Annotated in this window: 24 protein-coding genes and 2 pseudogenes; 13 read left to right on the plus strand and 13 right to left on the minus strand. The window is 46.5% G+C overall.

The annotated features are described in order from the left end of the window. Together EII32_RS09390 and EII32_RS09400 are read left to right on the plus strand one after the other, a co-directional pair. Positions 1-1,218 (plus strand): MATE family efflux transporter (locus EII32_RS09390; RefSeq protein WP_148096823.1); only part of this gene is annotated, 1,218 nt, incomplete at its 5' end. A gap of 286 nt (positions 1,219-1,504) precedes the next feature. Beyond that, a complete protein-coding gene (locus EII32_RS09400; RefSeq protein ID WP_125235202.1) occupies positions 1,505-1,831 on the plus strand; it encodes an RteC domain-containing protein in 327 nt (108 codons plus the stop codon). Between the two features lie 90 nt (positions 1,832-1,921). Here the strand turns inward: EII32_RS09400 and EII32_RS09405 are convergent, their stop codons facing one another. From EII32_RS09405 to mobA, 5 genes are all read right to left on the minus strand, one after another. Further along, the gene (locus EII32_RS09405) at positions 1,922-2,557 is read right to left on the minus strand and encodes an NYN domain-containing protein (protein ID WP_233582367.1); all 636 of its coding nucleotides are present in this window, start codon (positions 2,555-2,557) and stop codon (positions 1,922-1,924) included. Positions 2,558-2,751: 194 nt separating this feature from the next. Next, positions 2,752-2,955 carry a permease of the drug/metabolite transporter gene (locus EII32_RS12775; RefSeq protein WP_199741422.1) on the minus strand — a complete coding sequence of 68 codons (204 nt, stop codon included), beginning with the start codon at positions 2,953-2,955 and terminating at the stop codon, positions 2,752-2,754. 305 nt (positions 2,956-3,260) lie between these two features. Continuing rightward, complete coding sequence (gene mobC, locus EII32_RS09415; RefSeq protein ID WP_125235168.1) at positions 3,261-5,273, minus strand: conjugal transfer protein MobC; 2,013 nt, start codon at positions 5,271-5,273, stop codon at positions 3,261-3,263. A 15-nt stretch (positions 5,274-5,288) separates the two neighbouring features. Next, a complete protein-coding gene (gene mobB / locus EII32_RS09420; RefSeq protein ID WP_125235169.1) occupies positions 5,289-6,518 on the minus strand; it encodes a conjugal transfer protein MobB in 1,230 nt (409 codons plus the stop codon). After that, on the minus strand, positions 6,503-6,916 hold the full coding sequence (gene mobA / locus EII32_RS09425; RefSeq protein WP_410524580.1) for a conjugal transfer protein MobA: 414 nt from the start codon (positions 6,914-6,916) through the stop codon (positions 6,503-6,505). Before mobA ends, mobB begins: the two co-directional genes overlap by 16 nt. Positions 6,917-7,709: 793 nt before the next feature. On the opposite strand from mobA, the gene EII32_RS09440 reads away from it, so the two are divergent. The 9 genes and pseudogenes from EII32_RS09440 to EII32_RS09480 form a co-directional block, all read left to right on the plus strand. Beyond that, positions 7,710-8,492 carry a ParA family protein gene (locus EII32_RS09440; protein ID WP_125235172.1) on the plus strand — a complete coding sequence of 261 codons (783 nt, stop codon included), beginning with the start codon at positions 7,710-7,712 and terminating at the stop codon, positions 8,490-8,492. Beyond that, positions 8,476-8,904 carry a DUF3408 domain-containing protein gene (locus tag EII32_RS09445; RefSeq protein WP_068906225.1) on the plus strand — a complete coding sequence of 143 codons (429 nt, stop codon included), beginning with the start codon at positions 8,476-8,478 and terminating at the stop codon, positions 8,902-8,904. Before EII32_RS09440 ends, EII32_RS09445 begins: the two co-directional genes overlap by 17 nt. Before the next feature lie 25 nt (positions 8,905-8,929). Then, positions 8,930-9,283 carry a DUF3408 domain-containing protein gene (locus tag EII32_RS09450; protein WP_125235203.1) on the plus strand — a complete coding sequence of 118 codons (354 nt, stop codon included), beginning with the start codon at positions 8,930-8,932 and terminating at the stop codon, positions 9,281-9,283. Next, positions 9,280-9,867: a hypothetical protein gene (locus tag EII32_RS09455; RefSeq protein ID WP_125235173.1), complete on the plus strand. Its 588-nt coding sequence runs from the start codon at positions 9,280-9,282 to the stop codon at positions 9,865-9,867. The genes EII32_RS09450 and EII32_RS09455 overlap by 4 nt, the downstream gene beginning before the upstream one ends. A gap of 30 nt (positions 9,868-9,897) precedes the next feature. After that, on the plus strand, positions 9,898-10,641 hold the full coding sequence (locus EII32_RS09460; protein ID WP_125235174.1) for a ParA family protein: 744 nt from the start codon (positions 9,898-9,900) through the stop codon (positions 10,639-10,641). Beyond that, positions 10,629-11,219 carry a conjugal transfer protein gene (locus EII32_RS09465; RefSeq protein WP_125235175.1) on the plus strand — a complete coding sequence of 197 codons (591 nt, stop codon included), beginning with the start codon at positions 10,629-10,631 and terminating at the stop codon, positions 11,217-11,219. Before EII32_RS09460 ends, EII32_RS09465 begins: the two co-directional genes overlap by 13 nt. A 172-nt stretch (positions 11,220-11,391) precedes the next feature. Further along, positions 11,392-11,691 carry a DUF4134 domain-containing protein gene (locus EII32_RS09470; protein ID WP_004332848.1) on the plus strand — a complete coding sequence of 100 codons (300 nt, stop codon included), beginning with the start codon at positions 11,392-11,394 and terminating at the stop codon, positions 11,689-11,691. A gap of 4 nt (positions 11,692-11,695) precedes the next feature. Beyond that, positions 11,696-12,073 (plus strand): DUF4133 domain-containing protein, encoded by a 378-nt coding sequence (locus EII32_RS09475; protein WP_125235176.1) that lies wholly within the window; start codon positions 11,696-11,698, stop codon positions 12,071-12,073. Beyond that, positions 12,070-12,612 (plus strand): annotated as a pseudogene (locus EII32_RS09480) (TraG family conjugative transposon ATPase); the annotation flags it as partial. The gene EII32_RS09475 and the pseudogene EII32_RS09480, both read left to right, overlap by 4 nt. Before the next feature lie 256 nt (positions 12,613-12,868). Here EII32_RS09480 and EII32_RS09485 read toward each other — a convergent pair. The 8 genes from EII32_RS09485 to EII32_RS09515 all read right to left on the minus strand — a co-directional run bounded on the left by EII32_RS09485 (position 12,869) and on the right by EII32_RS09515 (position 18,835). Next, entirely contained in the window at positions 12,869-14,548 is a 1,680-nt protein-coding gene (locus EII32_RS09485; RefSeq protein ID WP_125235177.1) for a hypothetical protein, read from the minus strand. Between the two features lie 2 nt (positions 14,549-14,550). After that, positions 14,551-15,060, minus strand: coding sequence for a type II toxin-antitoxin system antitoxin SocA domain-containing protein (locus EII32_RS09490; protein ID WP_125235178.1), 510 nt, complete (start codon positions 15,058-15,060; stop codon positions 14,551-14,553). Between the two features lie 217 nt (positions 15,061-15,277). Beyond that, positions 15,278-15,757 (minus strand): HU family DNA-binding protein, encoded by a 480-nt coding sequence (locus EII32_RS09495; protein ID WP_125235179.1) that lies wholly within the window; start codon positions 15,755-15,757, stop codon positions 15,278-15,280. Positions 15,758-16,036: 279 nt separating this feature from the next. Next, entirely contained in the window at positions 16,037-16,255 is a 219-nt protein-coding gene (locus EII32_RS12540) for a hypothetical protein (protein ID WP_233582366.1), read from the minus strand. A gap of 19 nt (positions 16,256-16,274) precedes the next feature. Beyond that, positions 16,275-16,373 carry a hypothetical protein gene (locus EII32_RS12545; RefSeq protein WP_233582368.1) on the minus strand — a complete coding sequence of 33 codons (99 nt, stop codon included), beginning with the start codon at positions 16,371-16,373 and terminating at the stop codon, positions 16,275-16,277. A gap of 63 nt (positions 16,374-16,436) precedes the next feature. After that, the gene (locus EII32_RS09505) at positions 16,437-16,649 is read right to left on the minus strand and encodes a hypothetical protein (protein WP_125235180.1); all 213 of its coding nucleotides are present in this window, start codon (positions 16,647-16,649) and stop codon (positions 16,437-16,439) included. 224 nt (positions 16,650-16,873) lie between these two features. Continuing rightward, positions 16,874-18,568 (minus strand): hypothetical protein, encoded by a 1,695-nt coding sequence (locus EII32_RS09510; protein ID WP_125235181.1) that lies wholly within the window; start codon positions 18,566-18,568, stop codon positions 16,874-16,876. Between the two features lie 42 nt (positions 18,569-18,610). Further along, positions 18,611-18,835: a hypothetical protein gene (locus EII32_RS09515; protein WP_125235182.1), complete on the minus strand. Its 225-nt coding sequence runs from the start codon at positions 18,833-18,835 to the stop codon at positions 18,611-18,613. Between the two features lie 260 nt (positions 18,836-19,095). Here EII32_RS09515 and EII32_RS09520 point away from each other — a divergent pair, with 260 nt between their 5' ends. Beyond that, positions 19,096-19,281 (plus strand): hypothetical protein, encoded by a 186-nt coding sequence (locus EII32_RS09520; protein ID WP_125235183.1) that lies wholly within the window; start codon positions 19,096-19,098, stop codon positions 19,279-19,281. A gap of 88 nt (positions 19,282-19,369) precedes the next feature. Beyond that, positions 19,370-19,821, plus strand: a pseudogene (locus tag EII32_RS09525) (conjugative transposon protein TraJ); the annotation flags it as partial.

Below are 19,821 nucleotides of genomic sequence, written 5' to 3' on the forward strand. Positions count from 1 at the left end.
CTTCCTGTCGCCGCTGTATCGGTTGTTTTCCCTATATCGTTGTTATTTCTTGGGATAGGACTGATGTTCGGTGTCGGAGGCGGAGTGTATATATCCCGTCTGTTGGGAGCAAAACAGGTTGTCAAGGCAAGTCAGGTCGCTTCCGTCTCGGTGATTACCTCTGTGATGTTGGCTGCTCTCATTGCCCTTGTGTGCAATGCGTTCCTGCCGGACATCCTACTTTTCATGGGAGCAAACGAGGAGATGATGAGTTTGGCAGAATCCTACGGCAGGCTTTTTATCATCAGTTGTGTCATAGGAACATTGAATGTGTCGATGTCCAACATCATCGTTTCGCAGGGTGCGTCGAAGACATCTGCGTCCGCAATGATCATCGGCTCTATCGTTAATGTTGCATTAGACCCCTTGTTTATCTACACTTTCAATTGGGGCGTGGAAGGTGCGGCATGGGCAACTATTCTTTCAAGAATCATCACGACAGCTATTTACATCCGTTTCCTTACGAAAGCAGAGGTAAAAGTATCTCTTGCCTTGTTCGCTCCCACGATAAGAATATACGCAGACATCATTAAGATTGGTATCTCTATGCTTTTTTTGCAACTGCTCCAGACCCTTTCCATCAGTTTGTTGCAGAAAGCCGCTGTGAAATATGGGGCAGAGGCTGTTGCGGCTGTGGGTATCGTCCTGAAAATCGTCACATTGGGAACAAACGTGGTCTTCGGATTTGTAAAAGGACTCCAACCTATGGCAGGCTATAATTACGGGGCTGGCAATTTTCAAAGATTAAGGGAAGCGGTGTGCTGTTCCCTGATACTCACAACCTCGTTTTGTGTGCTCTGGAGTATTCTTATAGTCATTTTTACCTCTCCTGTCATCAGTTGTTTCGGTAAAGACGAAACAATGCAGGAAATAGCAAGAATTGCGCTTAGAGCCAATACGATTATGTTCTTCACTTTCGGATTCCAATTTGTGTATTCCACACTATATATGGCAATCGGAAGAGCAAGGCAAAGTCTTCTGCTAAACATCGGACGGCAAGGTTTGTTTTTTATCCCTATAATATTGCTGCTTCCATCGTATTGGGAACTAAATGGAGTGCTTTATGCACAGCCTATTGCCGACGTCTTTGCAACTTTAATGACACTGTTCTTTGCTGTCCGAATTCATAAGGAGATAGGTCATAAATCACATCTCACAACAGAGAATCTGCAATGTTGAACCATAAAAGATATGATTATGCTAAGACTTATTCAAACGGAAGAATTTAAGACGATAATTTCGTCTTGCTCTACAAATGAACAAGAACAAAAAGCATCGGAGAACTTTATGAAGAGGATCATTGATCTATGTGATGCAGAAGACGACGCCATCTCTTTGTTTCGTATTCTCCACTATACTCGTTTTCGTTTACAAACTTTGCAAGCGGTGTATTTGATGGACGGAAAGGGGAAAAAATGTGTCGGAGCTACTATGTGTCATTGATACGGAGTTAAAGTTATTAAAGATGCGGATGCAGGGGCTTCTTTCTACTTTGCCCGTCAAACCAACCGAGAAACTTCGTTGGACAGGTAAAGCAACCGACTTGGTAGAACTACTCTACGCACTTGATACCTGTGACTGTATCAACGATGGTGAAATCGGTATAGAAGAATTGGCAGATACCTTATCTGAAATCTTTGGTGTAGAAATCAAGAACTGCTACAACGTCTATATGAACATGAAACGCCGCAAGGATGACAGCCGCACCTATTTTCTTGATGAACTCAGGGAGAAGCTGAACAGGCGAATGGTGGAAAGTGACCTGAAAGGCGGCAAATTCAAGAAGCGGTAAATCAAAAGGGAGATACTCTGGTTTGGAGTATCTCCCTTGATTTAGTTTCTGCAACTATTGGTCGCAGATTTTGTTCTTACACTTTGCTTGTCATTGATACGCTTTCCACTTTTCCGGTATCTGCAAGTCGTAGTTAGAAACGGAAAGATGGATGGTATCAGGTAAAAGACTTTGGCGAAACCTATTTTCATACCGCTTCAATTGTGTAGGTTGTCCAATCCCCATTGAAGCCAAGTTACTTGAGTACTGGTTGGGAGGAAAATACACGAACACTTTCTGCCGTGCCTGTGTCGCAAGTTCAATTGCTGGAATCATGTCGCTGTCAGCAGAAACTACAATGGCAACATCACAATTTTTTTGGTAGGCGTCTGCTACGATCTGTGTCGCAATCCTTACATCCGTTTCTTTTTCTTCGTGAGTATGAATTACATTCCTACACTTGAAACAGGTAATCTCTTTTTTCAGATATTTACCCAAGATTAAACGGAATTTCGGATTCTCTTTATTTGCCTGAAAGAAAGCATTCTGCCGTCGGCTTTGTTCTATGTCATCAGGTCTGGCAGAGAAGTATTTTACCGCAATCAAATCCTGATTGGGGCGCATGAAGCTCTCAAATAATTTGACGATATCAAGCCAATAATATTTCCGCCATCGTGTGGTCGATTTCAGTCCATAGTAAAAGTTGAATCCGTCGATATAGACGATAACCCTTTGCTTTTCTTCCATTTCCATAACTGTTATATAAAAAATAAGCCACCTCATTTCTGGGGTGGCGAGCCTTAGTTTTTTCCACCTAAGGGCGATAATTTGATGCAAAGGTAATCATTTCTTTTTATCCACCAAAATATTTTGGACTTTTTCTTCTGCAAAATACAGATTTAGCAAATTCTCCAACTATGGGCTGGAGAATTTGCCATCTCTTACCGAAAAGCCCTGATAACTCTATAGACAGCCCACAAACAGGTGAAAGGAGCGGTGAAGACTCCTATGACGACAAAGAGGAGAAGTTTGAAGATATAGTAAAATACCCACTGCCAGTTTGTTCCTGCAATCATTTTATAGGGAATGAACTTCTCTGCAAAGAGATAGCCCGACCATACAGCCATCAGCACATATCCGGACATCCATCTCATATCCTCAAAGCCTTTGGTTTCCAAGAAGTTCCACTTGAAACCCATGACAAACAAGGCGATGAGAAATAACATACTGAAGATGCTTCGCCAAATTTCACCTTGTTTTCTCTTCTGAAAACACGGTGTACAGAGTATCGGCTGATACTTTGCTGCACATTCAGGACACAGTCCTTTCGCGCAATCGGAACATTGGGCTACCGCCGGTTCTTGGATATGATTGAAACAATTCATCTGCTTTGCTTTTTATTGGTTTCAAAAATACAAAAATCCTGTCGTAGAGCCAAGAAAAACAGCCATTATTTCTTGGTATTGAGTAGTTTGGAGAGCTCCGGGTCGTCGGAAATTCGTTGCAACTCCCGTTCCACGATGTCCCGCACCTCCGTCTTCACCCGTTCATAGTTCGCCTTTATTTCCTGTTCCATCATATCCTCTTCGTTTTCATTCGTGAAGTCCGTCAGAATGGGTATCGGTCGGTAAGCGGCTGTTTCCTTTGCCACCTTTGCATTGTCCACCACAATCTCACAGTGGAATATCTTCTGCTCAATACGTTCGGAGAAATTATCGGCGACCGCTCCTACGAACATTCCCTGTGTGAGCGTGGAGATCTTGCTCTGCGGAATCAGGCTGTCCATCTGCGTGGAAATGGAGGTCGTCTTGTCGCTTCGGGTGATGCTCATGCTCTGCCGCTTTTGAAGCACCTTACCAAAACGCTCCGATAAGGTCTTTGCCGTTTCTCCGACGACCTGACCGGAGAAGATGTTTCCGACGGTATTCATCACCACAGCAGCCTCCTTGTCCCCATAATCCCGCTTCAATTGCGAGAAGTCCTGAAAGCCCAAGCATACCGCCACCTTGTTGCTTCGTGCGGTGGCGATCAGATTGTCAAGCCCCTTAAAGTAAATAGTTGGCAACTCGTCGATGAGCACCGAACTTTTCAGCATCCCTTTCTTATTGATGAGCTTGACGATACGCGAATTATACAATCCCAATGCCGCTCCGTAGATATTTTGTCTATCCGGATTGTTTCCTACGCATAGGATTTTCGGCTCTTGGGGATTGTTGATGTCGAGTGTGAAATCATCGCCCGTCATAATCCAATAGAGTTGCGGACTGATCATCCTTGACAAGGGTATCTTGGCGGAAGCAATCTGTCCCTGCAACTGGTCGGCTGCCCCTCCGAGCCAAGCGTCCATAAAGGGGGAAAGATAGTTCTCCAATTCGGGGTAAGAAGTTAGTATCGGGAAAATGTCTTCATACTTACGACAAAGAAACTCGATGGCATGTGGGAAGGTACAGTACTTGCCACCCTCAAAGATGCGGAGATACCAAATGATGGCGGCAAAAAGGACGATGGGAGATTCTACGAAGAAATCACCCTGCTTCTGTACCCACGTCTTGTTAAGGTTGAGCATAATCGTATAAGCCGATTCATAGGCATCCGATATATCGCTCATGAAATCGGGGTGTATCGGATTGCAGCGATGCGACCGACGAGGATCATCGAAGTTGATCACGTAAAACTTCGGCTTGACCTTATACCCTTCCGAGTGGTGCAGCAGGTGATTGTACACAATCGTGGAAAGGTCGGGATATTTGAAGTCGTAACAGTAGATGGCAAATCCCTTTTCGATTTGCTGTTTGATGAAATTATTGATGATGGCATAGGACTTACCGCTACCCGGTGTCCCCAATACGGAGACCGCACGGAAAGGATTGACCACGTTTATCCAACCCTTGTTCCATTTCTTGCGGTAATAGAATCGGGTCGGGAGATTGACCGAGTACTCGTTTTCCAAGAGCCTTGTTTCCTGCATAAAGGATTCGTTCTCCTGATTGAAGACATCCTCCATCAGGTTGTTCTTCAAGAGGCGGCTCATATAGAGTCCCGCCATCAGCAGACACACATACCCTACGGTGATCGTAAAGGTATAGAAAGCCGCATTGGCTTCAATGGGCAGCGGCAAGGCGAGTATCCACCAATTGAGGAAGAAAAAGACAAAGCCGACACCCATGAATGCCCCTATCTTCGACCAAGTGATATGCTCCTCTTTCACACCTTTCGTACCTAAGCAGGAAAGTCCCATCAGTACCAGCGCAAAGAGTTTGGTGTAGAGCATATTGCCGAACAGTCCCGCCGTGCGGTGGAAATTCATCAGTATCCTGTCCACCACACCGATATTCACGCCCCATAGTTGTATCGCTTCATAGCAATACCAATAGAGGTGGGCAACCACCAATATAATACTTACGGCACGTAGAAAATCCATAATTTTCGCCAATGCCCTCAAATCGTCTTCTTGTTGTGACATAATCTTTCTGTTTTTTTAGAGTTTACGTTGTTTTCTTTTCTTACGCTGCATCCGTCTGCGGAACAGCTCTTCCTCCCAATCCGTACCATGGGTTTCCAAGGGCAAATCGAGCAAACCGCCCAAGACGGAATCTCCGTCCGAAGTCTGAGTTTGGGAAATACTGCCTTTCTCACTCTGCTGTATTGGAGCAGACAGTTCGGGATGTGGGCGGTCGAACCACTCGGCAACGGCGTTTGCCGAAAGTTCCTTGCCCAATCGTGAGCCATTGACCACACAGCCGTTGTTATGGTCTGTGAAGGTGATGCCATAGAGCCGCCCTTCGTCGTTCTCACGAAAGAGGACATCAATCCCCTTGAGATGGAGGGTTGCTCGAAAATCCTCTTTCGTGGCAGAACGCCTCAATGCTCCGGCTACGATCGCTTTGGTCTTGGGAGCAAGATGCTTTTCTTTCAGTTTCTCCTTTGAAGCCTTGAACCTGTTTTGCAGGGCTTCATATCCGACAACTTTTCCAAATATCGAGGACTTGAAAGGATTCCCCACCTTCTTACCTTTATCATCGGTGGCAAAATAGACCAATCCGTTATAGGGCTTTCCATACATTTCCCCCTTGACCTCCTCCACACATATGTTATAGGTGGAAAGCAAGGCGCGGTATTCCTTAAAGCTCGGACAGTGATAAAATTTGACTGCCGGTTTGATGACTGAAGCCAGTTGCTTTTTAAGGTTTCCCTCTTCGAGACGGACTTTCTGCAAGCGAAACGCTTCCTCGAATTGCTTCTTATCGGCAGGATGCAATCCATACCTTTGCTCCATCTCCCGTGTGATATGCTTACTCTTGTAGAAGTTGTTGCCATCGTTAATCTTCTTCCCTTGTTCATCGACGGCTAAGGTGACAATATGCAGATGATGCCTGTCTATATCCTCGTGCTTATACACGACAAAGGGCTGATTGCCGTAGCCCATCTTTTCGATATACTCCCGTGCGATGGCTGAGAACTGCTCATCGGAGAGGCGATCATCGGGATGCGGATTCAAGGAGATGTGTATAACCGGTTTTTTAGTGAGGACATGACTTGGCATATATGCCATAAAGTCCTGCATACAGGCAGATATATCGTGTGTTCCATCAGCCGGGGAGAAGACTTTGTTGGTCTCCAAAATCTTCGCGACACCTTCGTTTACCTTCTCTCCGTTGTATGCTAACGCGCCGTAAAGGGAACTTCCATAGTTTATCTTTGCGACCATTTCTCTTGAAATTCACGGGTTAGATGTACGATTTCGCCTCCGACAGCCGCCAATTCGAGTGTCAGTTTCTCCAGTTGGGCAAGCATCGCAAAGGCTTTTTTCTCGGTGAAATTGCTCTTTAAGGCGACCACAGCTTGGTTATAATTCACCCCAACACTGCGAAATTGCCCGTACAAATTCGTCAGTTTCTGATAGTAATCAAGCAGTGAACGGTCTACTTTTATCACCCGGAAAGTCTCATCAAAGACCCTTGCCTTGATGAAAACCACCCTGTTCGGGACTCCTGATTGCTCATAAAGCGTCAGGAAACGCGCAAACTCCGTGTCCGTAAACCGAACCATACAGCAATGGCTGGCTCTCTCTTTTTTCAGGGGTCTCCCCACATGTCTCTTTGTCATTTTACTTTGGATTTTAGTGTTTCACGGCATCACCGGCATTCAAGACAAGGCATTCTCTCTTCCAAGAAAAAACGACTTCGGAGTTTTTTCAGCCCTCTGCAAGAGCAAGAGTTCTGAGTTACCGAATTTATTTCGAGTAACGCAGGACATATCTTGCTATTTGCTCCGGCGCAAATAAATCCGTCTGCGAAGGACGGAAGTCGAGTCTCTCAAAAAAAGAACGCTTCATGCCTCGAAAACTTCGGCTTACCGCTTGGGTGCAAAGTTACTAAGCCTTGTGCCTAAATTACTTACCTCTTACGGAGCCACAAATACGCAAATCGACGCCACAAGTACGCAGTTAGCAAAAAGGGTAGAAACAAGGGGGTAAAGGCATCTATATTTGCCCCGTCGGACAGCTGTTTGCGGATCGGTGGACACACCTTCCTGCCCAAGTCTAAAAACCAGTCCGCAGCCATTTGAACAGACAATTACGAAAATGGAAATAGAAATGAGAATATGTACAAGTTATTGCACCCGTCGCCCCTCACACCCTTGCGCAAGGGTACAAGTGCGGACATATGGATGGGTGGACGTGTGACTCCCGTCATACATATAGCTCCACCCTTATACAGGGAGGGACATATCCCGAAAGGCGGGTCTGTGTTCCCTTATCGGAATGCCTCGCCGTATGCCTGTCCGGGGATTTATTCCCTCACAGACTCGTTTCCATATCCGCCTTTTCAAGGAAACAAACCAAGGCGTGCATGCGCCTCTCCACACATATATGTAGAACCATTAAACAGAAAATGAAATGAAAAAGAAACCTGTTTTCATTGCCTTCTCCACCCAGAAGGGCGGTGTCGGCAAAACGACCTTTACGGTCTTGACGGCGAGTTACCTGCACTATGCCTGCGGGTACAACCTTATTGTGGTGGATTGCGACTATCCGCAATTCAGCATCAATGCCATGCGCCAGCGTGACGCACAGGGCGTGGATCGCAACCCCGCGCTGCAAGAATTGGCAGCCACCCAATTCTCCGAGTTGCAAAAGCCCACGTACACCATCCTTTGTGCCACGGCAGAGGCAGCCGTGGATACGGTTAGGGAGTATCTAGAGACGCACGAACCGGATACGGATTTCGTCTTTTTTGACCTGCCCGGAACCATCAACAATGACGGTGTACTGACCACCCTCTCCGGTATGGATTATATTTCCACACCCATTTCTGCCGACCGTATCTCCTTGGAAAGCACGCTGAGCTTTTCAGCCATCATCAAGGAGGCGATAACCGACAATACAGACACTGCCAACAAAGGGATTTACCTCTTTTGGAACATGGTGGACGGCAGAGAGAAAACACCCCTCTATGCGATGTATGAAAAGGTCATTGCCGAGTTGGGACTTCCTCTCTTGAAGACGGTAGTCCCCAATACGACCCGCTACAAAAAGGAAGTGATGGATGAGGGTACGACCCTTTTCCGCTCGACTATTTTTCCTGCCTCCCGCACGCTGCTCAGAGGCAGTCGTCTGAAAGAGCTTGTGGAGGAAATCCTGTCCATCGTAAAACCTGAAGTGTATGGCAGAGAAGAATAAAGGGGCGATAGATCCCGTCGCCATCCGGGAACTGATTTCGCAGGGTATCCCGATGAAAAAGAAAGAGAGTGAGATGATACCGCCTGCCTCCGTCGAAGAGGTGGATGTGTCTGTTCCGGAAACACGGAAAGAGGTCTCGGAAGAACCGCAACTTCCCATCCGAACACGTCGCAAGAATCCCGCCAAAGGAGATTACATCTCACTCTTCATGCACCGCAATGACCTGTATGACCGCAAGGCAATCTACATCTCCAAAGAGTTGCAGGACAAACTCTCGGAAATCGTCCTCTTCATCCGGAAGAGGGAGATGACATTGGGCATGTACGTGGAAAACATCCTGCTCAAACATTTGGAGGATTACAAGGAAGAAATCAACCGATTAAGTGAAAAGAACTTCAAGAAATTATTGTGATATGAAACAGAAAACAAACCGACCAATGGCAGGCAAAGAGTCCTGCAGAGAACGAAAAAGCGTCTCTTCCAAAGTAACCATCCGTAACTCCACCACGCTCATCGAGCATTCCGAGGGACATCCTACAGGTCTCCTTCAGGAAGAGAAGAGCGATTATGAAACCGCCTTTCTTCAGCCCCTGAACATCGGAGACCGAAAGGGGGTGTTCATTTCCAAAAAGACACAGGAAGAGATTGCCGAAATCGTCTATGTGGCAGCCGCCGGCAAACTGACGATAGGGGCATTTGTGGAGCATATCCTCCGGCACCACTTAGAGATACATCAAGATGAGATAGACGTCTTGTTCGAGCAACAATTCCGTAAACGTTTCGAGCGATGAAGCAGGTCATCTTTATTCTGCTGTCGGTAGGCTTAGCCTATCTCGGCAGCGTACAGGTCGCCCGCTTCCTGTACGGACGCTATCGGAGTGCCGTGAGACTCTACCGTGACTTGCAACTCTTTTTCAGGGAACGGGGCAAGGGAAAAGTCGTCGTCACCATCCGCATCCCTAAAAGGGAACTGTCCCAAGAGGAGAATGTCCTTTTAGCTGAATTGCCCATTGAAGAAGCTCAACAACAAAAACAGAGTCCTGAAACAGAAGTGTCGGAAGAGATCTCTCCAAGTATTCCCGAAGAGGAGTATGTATTGGTGGAAGTCCAAGGTGAAAGCCACTCTCTTTCAGAAAGCATCACAGCGGAAGAGCTGCAACAGATGGGCAGTGTCCTCTCCTGCAAGAATGCCCCGATAGAAGAAGCCGCAAAAGCCGCCGAAACCATCTATAAGATACACGACTCCCCGATGTTCCAAGCGATTAAGAAAGCGGCCGGAGAACGTGTCCGAGAACTGCTGGAGCGCGTTGCCGAAGAAGCTCCGAAAGAGGTTCATTCAGGCTCTTTCGATTACAAACGATTCATCAAGACATAGTATTCACCCACCTAAAGAAAGGAGAAGACTATGAGTAGACCCATCGTCTATCTCGCCATCGCTTCCCCAAAGGGAGGCGTCGGCAAAACCTCGCTTACGGTACTTGCCGCAAGCATTCTGCATTACCACAGAGGATGCAATGTCGCTGTCGTGGATTGCAACCATCCCGTCTATACCATCGCCCGTCTGCGACAGCAAGAGTCGGAAGAGCTGAATCATCAAAACCTGATGCGTCTGAAACATCGGACAGCCTATGCCCCTTATCCGATTATCTGCACTCCGGTGCGGGAAGCCCTGAACCGGGTGGAGCGACACTGTGTGGACAGCCATCCTCGATGCATTCTTTTCGACCTCCCCCCATTGATGCGTACCGAAGGGACGGTGGAGTTGCTTTCAGCAATGGATGCCGTTCTCTTTCCCGTTACGGGCAGTCCGATGGATATGGAAGCCGTCCGCCATTTCATCGACATCTTGGGAGAGCAGATATTGACTATGGGAAAGGGTAATATCAAGGAGCTTTACCTGCTTCGCAATATGATAGAGGCTTGGGAACGTGAGGATGCCGACGAACGCTGCCGCACCCTTGCCGATGAAACGGGAGCTTTGCTAATGCAAACTTCATTGAGCCACTCCCGTTTGTATCGTCCGTTCCTTTCCGAACGCAAAAGAGGAGTATGTACCCTCTTCCCTCCTCACGGAGGAAAGTTGAGTCAGCTATGCAACGGGTTGGGCGATGAACTTCACGAAATCCTGCAACGCCTATGTTCCGAATAGTCCTTGTCCTTCTCTTGCTCTATCTCTTATGGCTATTTCTTTTTCTCTTGTATGAACGAGGAAAAAGAAAGAACAGAGCAATTAAGAAAAAGCCTTGCCAAACGGTCAGTGAAGTGGAAATCATCGGTAAAAGTCGCTTCAAGCTCAGCCACTCGACGCCACAAGTACGCAGTTATCCAAAAGGCGAGGCGGAAGCAAAAAAGGCTTCTACATTTGCTCCTGAAAACGGACAAAATCCATCGGAAGAGCCGGATGAACAGCCCGACATAGATGAGATCCCTTTAGTGTATGAGTCCTCGGATTCTTCATCCTTTGAAGAGGAAGATGAAGAGCTTCCGATACAGGGAGAGAGCGAATATGCCACGGGAATTGATTTTGAACGGGTGCTGGAAGCCTTGTCGGTCATTCACCGTCACGCCCACACCGACGCAGAGCGACAGAGAACCGGTGATACGCTGAGTGAGTTGGAAGGAACCCACCTGATGGAAACGCTCCGAAGCGATGAGAAACGCTCGGCCACGATCGATGAAATCGTCCGTGCCCGTTTCGAGGAGCTTTACAGCGGCGAAAAGGCGTAACGCCCCTTCCGAATGGTTTTGTCCCAATAGTATGAACCCTTTAATGCAACAAGCAATGAAAGAAAAAGAGTACGGCTGACCCTAAGAGAGCCACCACTAACATCCGAAAGTAACAACAGTATTCATCCGTCAGGAGGACCTATCCAATCCTCTCGGCACAAAACAAAGATTTATGACCAAAAGACATTTTCTAATCGCAGCCGTCCTGCTGCTTTCCATTTCCTCTGCCTTTGCCCAAGGCAACGGCTTGTCGGGCATCAACCAAGCCACCAACATGGTGACGAGCTATTTCGACCCTGCCACGAAACTCATCTACGCCATCGGTGCAGTCGTGGGACTTATCGGAGGAGTAAAGGTGTATAGCAAGTTCTCGTCCGGAGATCCCGACACCTCGAAGACCGCCGCAAGCTGGTTTGGAGCGTGTATTTTCCTCATTGTCGCCGCCACCATTTTGAGAAGTTTCTTCCTCTAAGCCTATGGAGACCTATCCCATCAACAAGGGGATCGGTCGCTCGGTAGAGTTTCAGGGACTCAAAAGCCAATACCTGTTCATTTTTGCCGGAGGGCTGCTCGCCCTTTTCGTGCTGTTTGTCATCCTCTATATGGCAGGTGTCAATCAATGGATCTGTATCGGCTTCGGAGGGACTGCCGCATCCGTTCTGGTGTGGCAGACCTTCTCCCTGAACAGGAAGTACGGGGAACACGGACTGATGAAGCGTTCCGAGCTGCACAGCCATCCCCGATACCTTATCAACCAACGACGCATTCCCCGTCTATTGCGGCACAAGGAGCTGCCAAAACGAAAGAGAGGAGAGAATAAAAGAATGAACGAAGGAAAGGAGGACAAAGAATGAGAAACATACTGAAAGCCACCACGCTGGAGAACCGCTTCCCGCTGCTTGCCGTCGAAGAGGGGTGCATCCTCTCAAAGGACGCTGACATCACGGTCGCTTTTCGGGTCGAACTTCCCGAACTCTATACGGTGACGAGTGCGGAGTATGCCGCCATCCATTCGGCTTGGGTGAAGGCAATCAAGGTGTTACCGACCTACAGCATCGTACACAAACAGGATTGGTTCGTCAAGGAAGGCTATCGTCCGGACTTGCAAAAGGAGGATATGAGTTTCCTCTCCCGCAGTTTCGAGCGACACTTCAACGAGCGACCCTTCCTGAATCACGCCTGCTACCTGTTCCTGACCAAGACGACCAAGAACCGCAGCCGGCAGCAAAGCAACTTCTCCACCCTCTGCCGGGGAAATATTATCCCCAAGGAAATCACCAATAAAGACGAAGTTATAAAGTCTATGGAAGTTGTCTGTCAATTTACCCGTATCGTGAATGATCGGAACTTTATTATGGCATATAGTTTGCACATATTAAGTATAATTGCAACCTGAAACATGTTGCTACTAAAAGCAGAAAGGAGGTAAATATGGCACAGACTGACGCAGGTAAAAAGAAAGTGTATGTACATGAACATACAAAATCGGATGGAACTAAGGTTCATACTCACTACCGTTCTACGCCAAATACAAGCGATGGAAAGAAAAAGTAATCTTTCTTTTCATAAGACACCCTGACAAACTGCCAATTTGTCAGGGTGTTGTTATACCATTAATCTTTTCAAGTAAAAGGCATTTATTGATTACATCATTTGATATAAATATTAAAAAGTATAAGTACGGCCAAACTGAATATTATAAAACCTAATAAGAACAAAACCCTATATCTCTTACAATATAGGACAATATAGAGCATTGCCATAAACAATCCTAATACTATGCCCAAAGATACTATATTGACTATCGATGCGGCTAACTTGATAGTATTGTTGCCAAATAATTGAATACTGCCAAACAGAAAAGTTATGACAGTTATGAAGATACCTAAGTATTCAAAAGATTCTCTTCTGAAATCTTTGATTTTGTTAGCGATGTCGTTGATTTCTTCTTCCCGTTTTGATAGGCGAGCCTTTACTATTAAGTATTGCTTTATGTCTCTAAGTTCCCTCTCGTCTTCCCTTAGTTTACTTGGAGAAATTGGTTTTGATAAAGAAGATGCCATAAAGATACCGCCTTGGGTTTTACAATCTTCTACAGTAAGTTGGAAAGGAGTAAAATGACGCAAAATACATTCTTCATAGACAGACTTATATTTCTTGAATAGCTTGTTATATAAGTCCAATCCATCCTGAAGCTCTTTATTCCCTTCATCCTTGAGGCTTCCCAAATAATTACCTAAAAATGATAATGCTTTCTTGTATGGATGATAATTTTTAATTCCTGTTTCCTCTTGTATGGATTCTATCTCATTTAAATCATTTTTCAAATTATCTACAGTATAGTTTCCTTGCTTTAGTAACAAAGAAAAACGGCAGTTTGAAATATAGCTTTTTATACTCCGAATAGCATAAGAGTCAAATTGAGAGATATCTCCCTCTCTTAAGTTTTGCTCGTATTCTTTGAAGTTATATAAAAGATTATCCAGCCTCTGAACAGAACTTTTTTCTGAAGTTCCATAATAGTAAGACAATAATACAAAACCGATGGAAGAAAACTTCTTTTCAGCAAAAGATTGCTGGTATTTATTGACAATGTCTCTGCCATACTTGCATGGGTACATCTTTGTGAACAAATCCAAGAAGTCTTTATTAAAATCGTCTCCTTTGATGATCTCCTTTGCCTTCTTTATTTCAAAATCAACAGAATAATAGTAGTCTTCAACATCATCATACACGAAAGTCTTTCCTAACAAAAACGAGCATTTGCTTTCCAATTTTCGATAGACTTCAAGCAAGTCATCGTTGTCAAGTCCATTGATTGTTGCTTGAATTTCATAATACAATTTGATTAGAATCTCTCGATATTCTCTTTTATTGACCAATGTATGGTCAAGCCGTAGTAAGCTAAGAGAAATTGCTCGCCATGCATAATAATACTGATATTCGTTAAATTGACTTGACCTTATCTGGTCATTTCTTGTAAGGGCAACCTGCAAATCTCTATTGTCAATCTTAATCTTATTTTGTATGTTGAATAAGATTTCCCTAAGTTCCTTTAAGGCTTCTCTGATGCAGGCAGAATCCTTACTGTCATCAGCTAACAAGTCATTCTCAAATTTCTCTATTCTTTGTATATAGCCATCTTCCAAGTATTCACCAGAGAATAAGGCACTGTTCATTTCTATAAAAAAGAAACGTTCAAACTCGTCATATTTTTCTTTAGTAAGAACCTCTTTGTCAATATCAGTTTCCTCTGTTTTTGAGGGATTATCTTCTAAAGGGAATAATGCCTTGTATTTCGCAACGCAATTATCTATATGCAAATCCATATTTACTGATAATATTTAACGCTCTTCTGTATCATTCTTGACGGGATACCTATGCTAAGCTTGTTATTTCCCAATGCAATATCATAACAAATCTTCCAGCAACTCCATTTGTGGGTAATGTCAACCAACTCAAATGGCTGGCATTGTAATATGCGGGGATTCTTTTCAAGCAATAAATCTATCGCATCATCAATGGCTTGCCTTTGGCAGTTATCCAAACTAATATTTGCATCGGGATTTTTTATGTTGCATTGGGAGGAGGTTATTCTGTATTTGGCAAGTGCATCAGTTTTAATGGCATCATAAATATCACTTTCCACAGGACCATAAGGCATTGCAACGAAATTGTCAAATATCTCCGTCAAGCCCGTTTTTTGGTCAGTCGAAGAAACACCAACAACCAAGAATAGCAGTTTTATCAATTTCAGCGTTGTGAAATCATTGAAACTACTATTATTCCTCTGACTTAGACTATCTATTAGATATTCAAAGTAAGCTCTTTTTTCTTCCATATACCATGTTAATGCTTGGATAGCATTATAGATTATGGTGCAAAGATAAAAATAAAAGGTGGAAATTGGAACAATTCAATTGTAAATTTACAAGGAAGACAAAAAATGTCGATATTATGCAATCAATAACATTACCACCATAAATCAAATCAACGGCGCAAGCCCTGTTTCCCAACAGGCCTTGCGCCACAAATTAGAGAGTTATAAAATCAAGGGGTTACGGCAACTCCGTGCCGCCGCCCGACGATGTTCCGGATTCGTCAGTTTCGACCTTTCCTTTCCATTCCTCCCACTCGATGTCCACGTCGGAGAGTCCGCGCACGGCACGGCGACCACTGCCTCCGCCCGCGAGAGAGCCGCCTCCGCGGAAACGGGTCTCGGGAATGAAGCGCACGCGCACGCCGTTGATGAGGGCGGCGGTCACTTCCTTCTCCGTGGCCACGCCGTTCTTGTTGGTCGCCGCCGTGAAGTAGAACGAGCCGATGCCGTCGAGCTTCACCGAGCGGCCCTGCGCCATGTAGTCGCCCATCACGCCGCCGAGGGCGGTCAGTACGGCGCGCACGTCGGCGGGACTGACGGTCGATTCGGCTGCCAGTCGTTTTGCCACCTGCTCGGTAGTGATTGCCGAGCCTACCAGAACGGACTTGGGATACCACTTGCCGTTCACCTTCATCTTCATTTTCCTGTAGAATGCCATAGTTTTGATTGTTTTGTGCCTCGGAGCGGTGGAAATGTTAACAACGACTAAAGTATAAGTAGCCTGGCACTGAAGTATAAGTAGTGCCCCGCTGAAGTATATTTAGCCGGTGTTTCCATATACACCACCCATCGGCTGGTTAATGATATGTTAATAAATCTGCAATGCCTACGTAAATACATTGGCACACTGACCACACGACGGAAAACGGAAATCTTGGCGGCGGTGGAAAACAATCGTCCCACGCCATTGCTTGGGGCGTGGGACGGAAAATCAAGGTTACAATCCTCGTAGAAGTTTGAAATCTGACAAGTTTATCATCTTGGTCTGTCCGTGACTTTCCAAGACAAGCAGGTTTTTGTCGCCGGAGACTAAATAGTCTGCCTCGACCCCTTCTGCCAATGATCGCAGATACAAGTCTTTCACATCTCTTATCGGACTCGTGGCTACATGCTGTATATCAGCATGAGTGCAGTAGTCGTGGATGAGATGAAACAAATCGACAACATCGGCAGCCTTAATGTATCTTCGCTCTGCCAGCTACATCTTTTATCTCCTCCAAGAGTTCGGGGCAGACAAAGATGTCGAGCGTCTGGTCTGTCAGGATTCTTTGCATCAAGGCTGTTTGATGCCCAAGCAGGAACGAAATCCAGATATTGCAATCAATGACGACTTTCATTTACTTGGCGTATCTGATGGCACTTACCTCGTTCATGATGTCGTCTTCGGTCAGTTTCGTCGCTTTCGGACGACTCTTGACAAACGCTTCCAAACGCTGTTCACTCGTCTGTGTCTGCCAGCCGAATTTCTTTGCAAGGTCTTTCAGTAGTTGCCAGTCGCTCCGTGGAATATCCAGATACACGGATTGCATATTTCCTGTTGTTGTACTCATAGTTTTACCTCCTTAAATTTGTTTGTCGATATAAAAACTGTGCTGGCGAGGGCGAAGAAAGCTTGCTTTCCGTTTTCGAACGCCACCAATTTTCTGCAAATATAACACTTTTCAGCAAGAAATCCGTACCGTGTTTCTCGTTTCCGTCGTGTGTGCCAGTATGTCAAAGAGCGAGGGGAGCCTGCCCGTGGGTTGCTTGTTTCACGGACAGGCTGAGGCATGTGCTAATCCATAATACCGTTTTGTTCATTCAGCATGTAGTGGCATCCGTCGGTTCTCCATGTTCCGGTAACCTGTATTTTGTTCTCGTACAGCCTCAAGGAGTAAGCCCGCTGGCGGCCTCCTGCATCAGGAGCCGACGACTGCGACCAGAAGTAGCCGGCAATGCCCCTGTTGTTCAACTTGCCATCACGGAAATAGCCCGTGAAGGGGAGGAAGAAGTATTTGCCGTTGTTTGGTTTGGGTTCGCCGGTCTTCAAATTAGTGTATGTATAGTTCACATCGCCACCATAGCGATAGTCGCTTCCGTCTGGCGATTTGTCTTTTCTGAACCCTGAGATATTCGCCTTCTTGTAAAACCACATGCCGCCCTTGTAGAGATGACCGGTTCCTGGCATGGTCCATGGCCTGTCTTTCTCCACATGCGGATTACCTTTCTGCACAAGCCACAGCAGTTGGTTGACGCTAAGCAGGCGACAGCCGCCGCCCGTATAAATGGTGGTATGGGTATCGGGACCGCTGCCAGATAGCACTGCCTGTACGGGATAGTTCTGCGAGTTAGACAAACCAGAAAGGGGTGCGCCTGATGTGCTTACACTGTATGGAGGATAGCCTGATGCAGATTCTCCGTTTAGTACGGGTGGAGTTGCAGCCTTCCAGTAGTGGGCTGTATAGTTTGCGTCCCACATCCAGTAATCATATTGGTCGTGTGTCTCAAACCTGATATCCGGGTCAATGCGTCGGTTGCGGCCGGGCTTCAGGGTCACGTTGTTGTATCGTTTGGCAAACTTGCCCTCCGTCTTCGTGGCCGAGTCATATACGGTGTATTCCACCTCTATCCAACTGTATGTGCCCGGGGCGATGACCATCGTGCAGGCGTTCTTCTGCCAGTCGGTGGAGCCGGGCAGCGGACAGCCCACAACTCCGCCGCTCGTGGGCGTCAATGTGATGGCCGTGGAAGAACTGGACAGCGGCGTGGCATTGTCGGCTATCTTGTTGGTGCTGAAATCATACACGCCGGCGATGGGCTTGTTGGCCTTCACCCTGATTTTCGTCACTTTCACCGTATTGGCAAAGTTGTGGGTGGAGTGAGGCGTGAAAGTTAGGTACGACGCACGGTGGGTGAGCGTGAAGAGGTAGCGTTTTTGAGTGGCATCATACCTCGCTATGGCACTCGCGCAGTCGCCGTTGATGCCTAAGTTGTGGTTGTTGGGAAACTTGGTTGTTTCCTGATTTATTCTGATAGTCACCCTGTCGCCCACGGTGTTGCCCTTGCCCGTGTAGCGCACCACATATTCTGATTTGTTATAGTGCCCCTTGAACCAGAACGAGGCGCGGGGTACTTTGTTGTCACCACTCTGTGTCATCAGGGCTTTGATGCTGCTGCGGTAACTCTTTATCAGGTTGGGCGTAGCCGTGGGGTCTAAGAGCCACAACTCGTCGCCCTCCTTCCAGTAGAAGTCGAGCTGGCTGCCGGTGTAGAAGCCCGCCGTGCGGGTTTGCGGAGTGCTTGCCGGGACGGCAGCCTCGCCGGGCATGCCTTCGTTCTTGATTTCCTCCTCGACCATGGCAAACTCGGTCAGTCCGGTCAGGTCTTCCTCACCCTGTCGGGCGGTGTCTTGCGCAGTCTCGTCATTGCTGCAGCCTGCGAGTGCCAGCAAGGCAGCGGCTGCCAATGACAACAATTTGTAATGTTTCATGTTCTTTCTTCGTTTGTAAAACTTGGTATTTTCTAATACGCCCTATTCATCCCACAGGTTGTGTGTCGATCCGGATAGACCCTCTTCTTCGTCGAACCATAGGGCACCGCCTTTGGCATTCAACTCCTCGTCGTCACCGGCAGAATGGTGCCCGCCCGTTACCGGTCCCGAATCTGACCCTGCCAGAATATGGCGGTCATGAACAACTCGAATACACTCTATCTGAGGTTTTATGTACCTCGGTTTTTCTACTTGTTTTTTCTTCATTCTTTGATGATTCTTATATGTTACACTTATCTTTGTTTCTTGGAGTTAATTTGCTCTTTCGGCACCTGCCAAAAGGACATGACAATTCGGGCAAGGGAAACTCCAGGGAGTCCTTTGCCTAAAGGGGTTGCGCGGTTGTCCTCGCGCGCGTATGCGAAAAAGTCTTGGGGTGACGTTACGCCGGTAGCGCCTATGAGAGAGAGAGAGAGAGAGAGAGAGAGAGAGAGAGAGAGAGAGAGAGAGAGAGAGTAACAAATTATTTGGAACTGCCAAATAATCCGATGACCAATTTACGGCATTTTTCACGCAGCAATCCGCAGAAGATACTATACGAGAATCCGCAGAAAAACCTCCGTTTTCCTGCATTGCGCATATACCTTTATTATATAAGGAAATCTGCCGTGAATGGTTATGTCTCTCTAACGTGTTCAATATCCGATGATTAGGATTCGGGGACAAAGGTAATGCTTATTTTATTAACTGCCAAATAATCAGCAAGATTTTTGTTTTACGGCGGGGATGAACATGTTTATAGACGGCTTTTATTCCGCCTACTCAAAGAATGAGACAGGACGTTTGTGGCAGAGCTTGTTCTGTTCGATGCCGGCAAAGATTCAGGAACTGATGCTCAAACACGACATCACACAGTTGCAGAACGACCCTACCTATACGATAGACGCCTCGAACGGCGTGTACCTTGTCTTCATGATTATCGGCACATCGGCTACTTCACCATTCCGACGGTTGCGGGCTGGGTGATACAGGCAGGTGGAGCGGGTAATTTCGGCAAGAACGTGAACTATGCGGCAGGAAAGGGAGCCGGTATTGCAGGTGCTGTGGGTGGAGCCGTTGGCGGTTTCGCCGGAGGACACGCACGAAACGTGATGAACTATGCAGGGAGCAAAGGAAAAGAGATCGCCGGGAAATTATTTCATCGGGGAGGAAACAAATCATCGGAATCATCCGAACCATCGGAACAAAACTAA

This window comes from Prevotella sp. OH937_COT-195, from assembly GCF_003932845.1.
Classification (GTDB): Bacteria; Bacteroidota; Bacteroidia; order Bacteroidales; family Bacteroidaceae; genus Prevotella.